Annotated in this window: 9 protein-coding genes and 1 pseudogene; 2 read left to right on the forward strand and 8 right to left on the reverse strand. The window is 67.7% G+C overall.

Annotation, left to right across the window (positions count from 1 at the left end):
• Window positions 1-46 precede the first annotated feature (46 nt).
• The gene (locus tag R5C80_RS04875) at window positions 47-2,137 is read left to right on the forward strand and encodes a TonB-dependent siderophore receptor (RefSeq protein ID WP_046855399.1); all 2,091 of its coding nucleotides are present in this window, start codon (window positions 47-49) and stop codon (window positions 2,135-2,137) included.
• Between the two features lie 79 nt (window positions 2,138-2,216).
• Window positions 2,217-2,861, forward strand: a complete 645-nt coding sequence (alkB, locus tag R5C80_RS04880) for a DNA oxidative demethylase AlkB (protein WP_263157977.1) — start codon at window positions 2,217-2,219, stop codon at window positions 2,859-2,861.
• A gap of 2 nt (window positions 2,862-2,863) precedes the next feature.
• Here the strand turns inward: alkB and R5C80_RS04885 are convergent, their stop codons facing one another.
• From R5C80_RS04885 to R5C80_RS04920, 8 genes and pseudogenes are all read right to left on the reverse strand, one after another.
• Window positions 2,864-3,826: a LysR family transcriptional regulator gene (locus tag R5C80_RS04885; RefSeq protein ID WP_094012578.1), complete on the reverse strand. Its 963-nt coding sequence runs from the start codon at window positions 3,824-3,826 to the stop codon at window positions 2,864-2,866.
• Window positions 3,827-3,883: 57 nt separating this feature from the next.
• On the reverse strand, window positions 3,884-4,840 hold the full coding sequence (locus R5C80_RS04890) for a peptidylprolyl isomerase (RefSeq protein ID WP_160291309.1): 957 nt from the start codon (window positions 4,838-4,840) through the stop codon (window positions 3,884-3,886).
• The gene (locus R5C80_RS04895) at window positions 4,837-5,313 is read right to left on the reverse strand and encodes a YbjN domain-containing protein (RefSeq protein WP_319049878.1); all 477 of its coding nucleotides are present in this window, start codon (window positions 5,311-5,313) and stop codon (window positions 4,837-4,839) included. The genes R5C80_RS04890 and R5C80_RS04895 overlap by 4 nt, the downstream gene beginning before the upstream one ends.
• 28 nt (window positions 5,314-5,341) lie before the next feature.
• Window positions 5,342-5,989, reverse strand: coding sequence for a DNA repair protein (locus tag R5C80_RS04900; RefSeq protein WP_319049879.1), 648 nt, complete (start codon window positions 5,987-5,989; stop codon window positions 5,342-5,344).
• Between the two features lie 15 nt (window positions 5,990-6,004).
• Window positions 6,005-7,702 (reverse strand): putative porin, encoded by a 1,698-nt coding sequence (locus R5C80_RS04905; protein ID WP_046855395.1) that lies wholly within the window; start codon window positions 7,700-7,702, stop codon window positions 6,005-6,007.
• A 38-nt stretch (window positions 7,703-7,740) separates the two neighbouring features.
• Complete coding sequence (locus R5C80_RS04910) at window positions 7,741-8,415, reverse strand: energy transducer TonB (protein WP_318865814.1); 675 nt, start codon at window positions 8,413-8,415, stop codon at window positions 7,741-7,743.
• An 8-nt stretch (window positions 8,416-8,423) separates the two neighbouring features.
• Window positions 8,424-8,849: an ExbD/TolR family protein gene (locus R5C80_RS04915; RefSeq protein WP_046855393.1), complete on the reverse strand. Its 426-nt coding sequence runs from the start codon at window positions 8,847-8,849 to the stop codon at window positions 8,424-8,426.
• Window positions 8,850-8,859: 10 nt separating this feature from the next.
• Window positions 8,860-9,052 (reverse strand): annotated as a pseudogene (locus R5C80_RS04920) (DUF2341 domain-containing protein); the annotation flags it as partial.

Raw genomic sequence — 9,052 nt, forward strand, 5'->3', positions numbered from 1 at the left:
ATGGAACGATAATGTAATGTTATTACATATTTATCGGAGATCCCCCTTGAACCCTCGCGCTCCCCTTCTGGCCGGCCTGACCCTGGGCCTGTTCGGTCAACCGCTCGCTGCGGCCCAACCCCTGGTACTGGACGAAACCTCGATCACCGACGCCTACCTCGAAGAGCGCGCCGACGGCCCGGTCCAGGGTTATCGGGCCACCCGCTCGGCCACCGCCACGCGCACCGACACCGATATCCGCGACACCCCGCAGAGCATCGAAGTGGTGCCGGCCCAGGTACTCAAGGACCTCAACAGCACCCGCATCGATCGCGCCCTGGACTTTGCCGGCGGCGTGTCGCGGCAGAACAACTTCGGCGGCCTGACCTTTCTCAACTACAGCGTGCGCGGCTTCACCACGGGGGAGCTGTACAAGAACGGCTTCGCCGTCAACCGCGGCAGCTACAGCGCGCCCGACACCTCCAGCATCGAGCGCATCGAGGTGCTCAAGGGCCCGGCCGCGAGCCTCTATGGCCGCGGCGATCCCGGCGGCCTGGTCAACATCGTCAGCAAGCGCCCCCAGGCCGAGACGTTCAGCACCGTGAACCTGAGCGCCGGCAGCTGGGACCGCTACCGCGGCACGCTGGACGCCAACGCGCCGCTGGACAGCCAAGGCAACCTGCTGGGCCGGGTCAACCTGGCGGTGGAGGACAACGGCAGCTTCCGCGATCACGTCAACAGCGAGCGACGGATCGTCAGCCCATCGCTGAGCTGGCAGCTGTCGCCCGACACCCGCCTGCTGCTGGACACCGAGTTCTCCCGCACCGAATCGGTGTTCGACCGTGGCATCCCGGCGGTCAATGGCCAGATGGGCTCGGTGCCGCGTTCGGCGTTCATGGGCGAGCCCAACGACGGCAAGATCCGCAACGACAACCAGACCGTCGACCTGGCCCTGGAGCACTTCCTCGACGACAACTGGAAGCTGCGCCTGGCCAACCACTACACCCAGGGCACACTGAAGGGCAACAGCTCCGAGCCCCAGGCCCTGGTCGGCAACACGCTCACGCGCTTCTACCGCGAGCGCGACTTCGAGTGGAACGACAACATCACCCAAGCCGAACTGCACGGCCAGTTCGAGCTGCTCGGCTGGCAGCACCAGAGCTTGATCGGCCTGGAATACGAGAACTACCGCAACAGCCAGAAGTACCCGCAGAGCGCGACCCTGGCCAGCTACGGCCTGGATATCCGCAACCCGGTATACGGCAAGCCCAAGCCGGCCCTCACCCGCGCCAATGACTTCTTCGAACGCACCGAAAGCCATGCCCTCAACCTGCAGGACCAGATCGCCTTCAGCGAACGCCTGCGCGGCCTGCTCGGGGTACGCCTGGAGCGCATCGAGCAGACCTCGCAGAACCGCAGCAGCGGTATCAGCAACAGCCAGGCCAAGGATGTCGCCACGCCCCGCGTCGGCCTGCTGTACCAGCTGACGCCACAGGTCGGCGTGTTCGCCAACGCCTCGACCTCGTTCAAGCCCAACACCATCGGCACCCAGGGGCAGGTGTACAAGCCCGAGAAAGGCATCGGCTACGAGACCGGCCTGAAGCTCGACCTGTTCGACAGCCGCCTGGGCGCCACGGTGGCGCTGTTCCATATCGACAAGGAGAATGTCATCACCACCGATGCCCTGGGCGAGAGCATCGCGGCCGGCAAGGCGCGCAGCCAAGGCCTGGACCTGCAGTTCAGCGGCCAGCTCAGCGAGGCGGTGCGGGTGATCGGCGCCTATGCCTACATCGATGCCGAGGTCACCAAGGGCGATGCCAGCCTGCCCAAGGGCAGCGACCTGCTGGGCATTGCCCGTAACAGCGGCAGCGTGATGGGCGTGTATGAGTTCCAGAATGGCGCCCTGCGCGGTTCGGACCTGGGGGCGGCGTTCAACTATGTCGGCGAGCGCTCCGGTCAGGCTGGCAGCGCTTTCACCCTGCCCTCGTACAGCACGGTCGACCTGCTGGCGCACTACAAGGCCAGCGAGCAGGTCACCGTGGGCCTGAACCTCAACAACCTGTTCGACCGCAAGTACTATGAGCGCTCATACAACAGTTCATGGGTGCTGCCGGGCGAGCCGCGCAATGTCAGTGTCAGCCTGACCCTCAGCCTCTGAGGCGGCGCAGTGGCTCGCGATGCCCCACGCGCCGGGGCATCGCGATACACTGTGCGGACACCCCCAAGCAGCCCTTGGCATGATCCAGTCCGATCTCGATCTGTTCGACGCACACCCCCAGCAGTTGGCCGCGCACACCACGCTGCTGCCAGGTTTCGCCCTGGCGGAACTCGAGCCCCTGCTCGATGCCTTGCGCCCGGTGCTGCGCGCGGCGCCGTTTCGCCACATGCAGACCCCCGGCGGCCTGCGCATGGCCGTGGCGCTGAGCAATTGCGGCGCGCTGGGTTGGGTCAGCGACGCAAGCGGCTATCGTTACTCTGCCACCGACCCGGTCAGTGGCAAGCCCTGGCCCGCCCTGCCCCAGGTGCTGCTCGAGCTGGCCTCGCGCGCAGCTGCCCAGGCCGGTTTCGACGGCTTCGTGGCGGATGCCTGCCTGATCAACCACTACCTGCCGGGTACCCGCCTGAGCCTGCATCAGGACCGCGACGAGCAGGACCACGCCCATCCGATCGTCTCGATCTCGCTGGGCCTGCCCGCAGTGTTCCTGTTCGGCGGGCTGCAGCGCTCGGACCGAACCCGACGCATCCCGCTGAACCACGGCGACGTGCTGGTGTGGGGCGGCGAGGACCGCCTGCGCTTTCATGGCGTGCTGCCTATCAAGCCTGGCGTGCATCCGCGCATGGGCGAACGGCGGATCAATCTGACGCTGCGCAAGGCCGGCTGACCCTAACGGCCGGCAAACCATTCCCGGCGCTCCTCGAACGCGGCGCGGATCGCCCCGACCATCACCTGCACCAACGGATCGGCTTCGGTACGCTCATCGACCGCCAGCCACACGCGCCGGCGCATCGGCTCGCGGAACAACCCCGGCAAGGCCAGCAGGCCACGATCCAGATGCGCCGCGTAGTGCGGCAGCAAACCGACACTGGCGCTGCATTTGATCAGCTGGCAGTACATCTCGTAGTCCTGGATCTGCGTCACGCCGGCCGAGCGGGTGCTCAACAGCGCCTGCCAGGGCGTCAACGCCTGCACTCCGACCTCACCTTGCCATTGCACCAGCATGTAGTCCTGCAGGTGCGCCAGGCTGGTCGGGCGGTTGGCCTCGCGGGCATAGCGCTTGGCGATATGCGGCAGGTACTCGAGGGTGGCCAGGGCTTCGGCGGTGGTGTCGGCAAAACAGCCTCTGTGGGCGCCCTGGTCAAGGTCGCCCAGCCATAACGCCACATCCGCGGCCTGCTCGGGTACCTGGCGGCCATCGAGCGTGGCCACCTCCAGGCGCATGCCGGCATGCTGACGCACGAAGTTGATCAGGTTGCGGCCCAGCAGGTCCTGCAGCAGTGGTTCGGCCACGGCCAGGCGCACACTGGCGCTGGCTTCCCGCGCCGGTGGCACCACCGGTTCGCGGGCCTGGAGCACCTGCTGCAGGCGCTCGCCCTGCTGGCTGAGCACCGGGTTGTTGTTGCGGTTGACGAACAGGCTGTAGCCCAGGCGTGCCTCCAGCGCCGCCAGGCGCTTGCGCAGGGCCACCGGCTTGAGGTTGAGCCGCCGCGCCGCCTGCATGAAACAACCGCAGCGCGCTGTGACCAGAAAACAGTTCAGAGTCTGTTCGTCCAGGGCCAGCGGCACCTGGGGGCGAACGACGGGCACGCTGGTATCAGGGGCTCGCCCCCGGGACAGATCGATAGGCATCCCTCGCCTCCCGCAGGCCCGCGTCGGCAGGCCCGCTTCTTCCATGGTTGTAGGCGGCTAGCGGCTGCTTTCCAGCACCTGGTTGAGCGCCGCGCCGTCGATGCTGAGGGTGGCAGTGTCGAACATGCCCTCGACATAGGCCTTGGCCACCTGCTCCTGGCGCTGGGCACGCAGCACCTGGCGCAGGCGCGGGGCCACCTCGTCGAAGGTCGCCGCCCGGGCCGGCTGCTGTTCCACCAGCTTGATGATGTGATAGCCCGCCGCGCTCTGCACCGGCTCGCTGACGCTGCCCACCTTGAGTTTCGGCACCACCCCGCGCACCTCCGGCAACAGTTGCGCCAAGGCCTGCAGGCCGGTATCGCCGCCGTTGGCGGCGGTGCCGGCATCCTGCGAATGCTCGCGGGCCAATGCGCCAAAGTCCGCATCCGCGGCCTGGGCCTGCTTGGCCAGGGCCGCGGCCTGCTTGCGCACGGCCTCGTCATCCTTGGGGTTTTCCACCCGCAGGAAGATCTGGCTCAGGCGATAGCGTGCCGGCAGTTGCAACCCGGCCTTGCCTGCCTCGTAGGCCTGCTTGAGCTCGGCTTCGGTGGGGTAGTCGTCGGGCACCTTGCTTACCGAGTCGAGGTAGTCGCGCAAGACGATCTGCTCGGTGGCCGCGCGGGTCTGCACCTGGATCTCCGGACGCTGCAGCCAGCCTTGGGCCTCGGCCTGCTGGTACAGGGCCTTTTCCGCCAAGCGGGCGCGGATCCAGGCCTCCAGTGCCGGCCGGTCGCCGCGCAGGCTGGCGCGGGACTCTTCGGGCAACTGGGCGAACAGCGCCTTGAGCTCGCCGCTGCCCACCTGTTGCTCGCCCAGGCGCGCCAGCACCGGGCCGTTGTCGGTGGCCACCAGGGTGGCGGGCGAAGCCGGGCGCGCCGCCGCCACCGGCTCGTCGCCCGGGCGCAAGGCCAGGGCGACCGCCACTGCGACAACGGCCAGCGCGCCAGCGCCAGCCCACAGGGTTCGCGCCGTCACGAAGCGCTCACCGCGTCGCTGGCCACCTGCTCGGGCGCCGTTTCGGCGACATTACGGCTGTAGTCGCGCAGGTAGACAATGAACTCCTGCAGCAGGCGATCCCAAAGCAACAGGCTGCCAAGCAGGTGTTTCTCGCTGACGCCGTCGGCAACCACCACGTCCTTCTCCATCACCAGGAACTCGCCCTGCACCGACAGGCGGGCGAAACGCCGCGTGGCGTTCCAGCGCTCGGCCAGGCCCGCGGGCAGCTCGCCCTGGATGCGCAGCGCGCAACTGAAAGTGAAATCGAGGAACTCGCCGTCCTGGTTCAGCGCCCGGTTGCCGAAACGTACGGCGTAACCCACGCCCTGGCTGGCGCTGAGCAACTGCACCACGGCATTCTGCTCGGTGCGATTGACCCGGCAGCCGGCATCCTGCAGCAGCTTGGTCAGGGAGTCGGCGCTAACGGTTTCGATCAGGGTGACTTCGGTCATGTGCTTACTTCCTTGCGTTGAGAAAACGTCACTGGGTCAAGCCCTTGGGGGCGTCGAACTGGCTTTCGTAGAGTCTGTCGCCATAGGCCTGGGCCAGCTCCTCGAAGCGGACCCGAGCCGAGCCGGCAAAGGGCTGGCGCATCTTCATCACATCGGCGATATCGACCTTTTCATAGGCGGCCAGCATCTCCTTGGCCACCCCGTACATCTGCTGGTTGCGCGCCTGGCACTGCTGCACCTGGCCATCGCGCTCGGCCAATTGTGCCTGCAGGCCGGCACGCTCGCTTTCCTTGGCGCGCGCCATGCCCAGCAGTTCGTCATAGGCCTGCTTGTACTTGTGCAGTTGTTCGTTGCTGCTGGCCACCAGCGCCTGAGCCTGGCTGTGCACGGCCTGCTGCTGGCCGGCGAGCTGTTCGCTCTGGCCGCGCGCCTTGGCCAGTTTCGCGGTCAGCTCGCGCACCTGGCCCAGGGCCGCGTCGCGTTGCTGTTCCGCCGCCTGACGGGCGGCGCTGGCCTGCGCCTGCTCGCTCTGCAGGGCCTGCAACTGTTGCGTGGTGCTGCGCAGCTGGGTGCGCAGGCGCTCTTCGAGGGTTTCGGCCGACGCCGAGGCGGCCAGGCTTGCGCCCAGCGCCAGCATCAACCAGGCGCAACGATGGCGATAGACTCCCTTGTTCATGCCCGTGCTCCTTCCCTAGAAACGCGTGTTGACTTCAAGTTGTAGCACATCGATGTCAAACGGCGCGCCGTAGACTGCCTCGCTGCTCAACCAACGGGCTGTAGCGTAGACGTTGTCGGCCAGGCCGTAGTTGCCACCGAGGAAATAGCCCTTGGCGTTGGTGCCGCCGAGGTGGAAGCTCGAGTCGTTGAACCCGTCCGGCAGCGCGTCAGGCTCGATGCGCTTGTAGCCGGCGAACAGGTTCCAGTCGCCGGCCTTGCGCATGTCCAGGGCGTTGCCCAGGGTGAACTGCAACATCCAGGCGTCGCCGCCGCTCTTGATGTTGCCGTTCTCGTCGATGTTGTTGGCCAGCTGGCCGGCCGAACGCTTGCGCATGTCGCCCTCGTCGTAGGCCAGGTTGTGGATGTAGTTGGCCTGGCTGCGCAGCTTGAAGTCATGAGGCAAGTCGGCGTCCCACACCAGGTTCAGGTCGAGCAGCTCGAACTCCGAGGCGATGCCGACGAACTGCGGCTGCGGCGTGGCCGCCGGGTTGGCCGGATTGGGCGTGATATCGCGCAGCAGGAACACCGTGTTGCCCTTCTGCATGAAGGTCGGCCGGGTTTCGTCGCTGTCACAGGCCGGCTGGCCATCCCAGGGCGCACAGGGGCTGGAGCGCTCGCCGGCGATGTCGTCGAAGCGGTAGTAGGCCATCGCGCCCTTGAGGCGGTGATGGTCGTTGAGCGCCCATTTCGCGCCCAGTTGCGCGCCGTACAGCCACTTGTTGTCGCTGTCCTCCTTGTCCAGGCCGTTGCTGCTGGCGCTGTCGTCGCTGTACTGCACAGGGAACGCGCCGACGGTGCCGAACAGGCTGAGGTCGCGGTTCAGCGGCTGGTCGAAGATCGCCGCCACACCATCGAAGTTGAGGTCGTGGGAATAGAGGATATCGGTGGACATGAACGGATTGGCGATGCGCCCGCCGGTCAACGTCAGTCGCTCGCTGGGCGTCCAGGTGACATAGCCCTGGTCGAGCCAGATGTCCTTCTTGCCGAAGCCGCCACCGAGGTTCTGGGTGGTCGACACCGGGTTGTTGTTGGAGCCGGTGGCTACGCGGATGCCGGCCACCCAGTTGTCCGCCAGCTGGGCCTTGAGGCCGAAGCGCGCGCGCAGGCGCAGGAGGCTGTCGCGGTCCTCGCGGGTGTTGAGCAGCGGCGGCAGGTTCGAGCCGCTGTTGGCGTTGACGTCGTACGGGCCCTTGTCGTTGAGCTTGGCGAAGTCGACGATCTCGTTGCTGTTGCCGTCGGCGTAGCCGCGCGATTCGTAGCGCAGGCGCAGGTCACCGTCGAAGCTGATGCGCGAGGCCCAGTCGGGGAAGGTGTTGGGCGCGGCCCAGTTTTCCTGCTTGGCGGTGTTCATCACCTCGGCCTTGATCTCGTCGCGGATCTGCTGGCGGACGATGGCCGGCACATACTGCACGCGCACCTCGCCGTTGGCCGCGGGGGCCTGGGCGACGATCGGCGCGGCGCTGACAGCCCGCGCCTGCTGGGCCTCGCGCTCGGCCTGGGCGATCAGCGCGTCGGCCTTGTCCTGCTTGAGCACGCCCTGTTCCACCAGCAGGCGGATCAGGTTGACGGTCGCGTTCTCCGACGGCGCGGCATGGGCGACGGCCGGACCGACCGCGGTGGCGGCGGCCAGCAGGCCGAGCGCCAGGGTCAATCGGTTGACTGGGCACTTCATGGGTTTGCAGCTCCTGTGGGTCAGTCGTGCTTCGTTGTTCATGGCCGGCGCCCCTGCAGGGCGATCTTCACCGGCAAGGTCAGGTTGGCCGGCGGGCGCTGGTCGAGGGCGCGGGCGCCGCGCAGGGCGGCGAGCACCTGGGCGTCCACCTCCGGCTCGCCGCTGCCGCGCAGCAGCTCGACACGGGTGATCTCGCCGGCGGCGCTGAGCCAGATCTCGGCCTGCAGGTTGAACACCAGGTTGCGCAGCTCGGGGTTGTCGCGCAGCAGGCGCTGGAAGGCATAGGCCAGGTACTGGCTGTATGTGCCGCTGCCCAGGCCGCCACCGCCGCCACCGGCCATGCCGCCGCCCTTGCCGGCCCCGACGTTGAAGCTGTCGCCGCCCGCTTGGGCGTCGCCGTCCATCTGCATGGGGTCGGCCAGGTCCTGGGCCGGGTCCGGCGCGTCCTCGGCGGGCTTGACCTCCTCGGCCTCGGGCACCGGCTGCGGCTCGACGATCTTTTCCTCGACCGGCGGTTCGGGCTCCTTGGGCGGCTCGGGCGGAGGCGGCGGTGGAGGCGGCGGCAGCGGGATGATCGCCGGCACCTTGGGCGCCTCGCGACGCACCCCGGCCATGTCGTTGGCCCACTGCCACAGCAGCCAGGCCAGGCCCGCGCCAGCGACGGCGAGCACGGCCCAGGTCAGCAGGCGGCGGAAGTTGGCTTTAGATTCCATGCCTGCCCTCACCCCTGGTTCGGCTTGCCGGTGACCAGCCCGACCTGGGCCAGCTCGAGACGGCGCAGCAGGTCGAGCACCTCGACCACCTTCTGGTACTGCACGCCCGCGTCACCGCGCACGATCAACGGGAAATCCGGGCTGCGCGCCTTTTCGCTGCGCAGGCGGTCCTCCAGCTCCTGCAGCGTCACCGGGTAGGCATCGAGGAATACCTGGCCGGCATCGTTGATCGAGATCGCCTTGGTCTTGGGCTGGGCCAGCGACACCGTGGCGCTGGCCTTGGGCAGTTGCACCTGGATCCCGGAGACCTGCGCGGTGGCGGTGAGGATGAACATCACCAGCACCACCATCAGCACATCCACCAGCGGGGTGATGTTGATGCTGTCGACCGCGGCGTCGGCGTCGTCGTCTTGGGCGTTGTTCACGGATGCCATGGCTGCCTCCTCACGCCGGGGTCGACGGGTTGACGCTGCGCCCGGCCGGACGCAGCGCCGCTTCACCGGCCTGGCCCTCGCCGTGCAGCTCGGCCAGGCGGGTGATGAACTCGTCGACGAACACCCGCATGTCAGCACTGACTTCGCGGTTGCGCGTGGTCAGGCGGTTGTAGCCGAACAGCGCGGGGATGGCCAGGCCGGTG

It is taken from the genome of Pseudomonas sp. On1 (genome assembly GCF_033783325.1).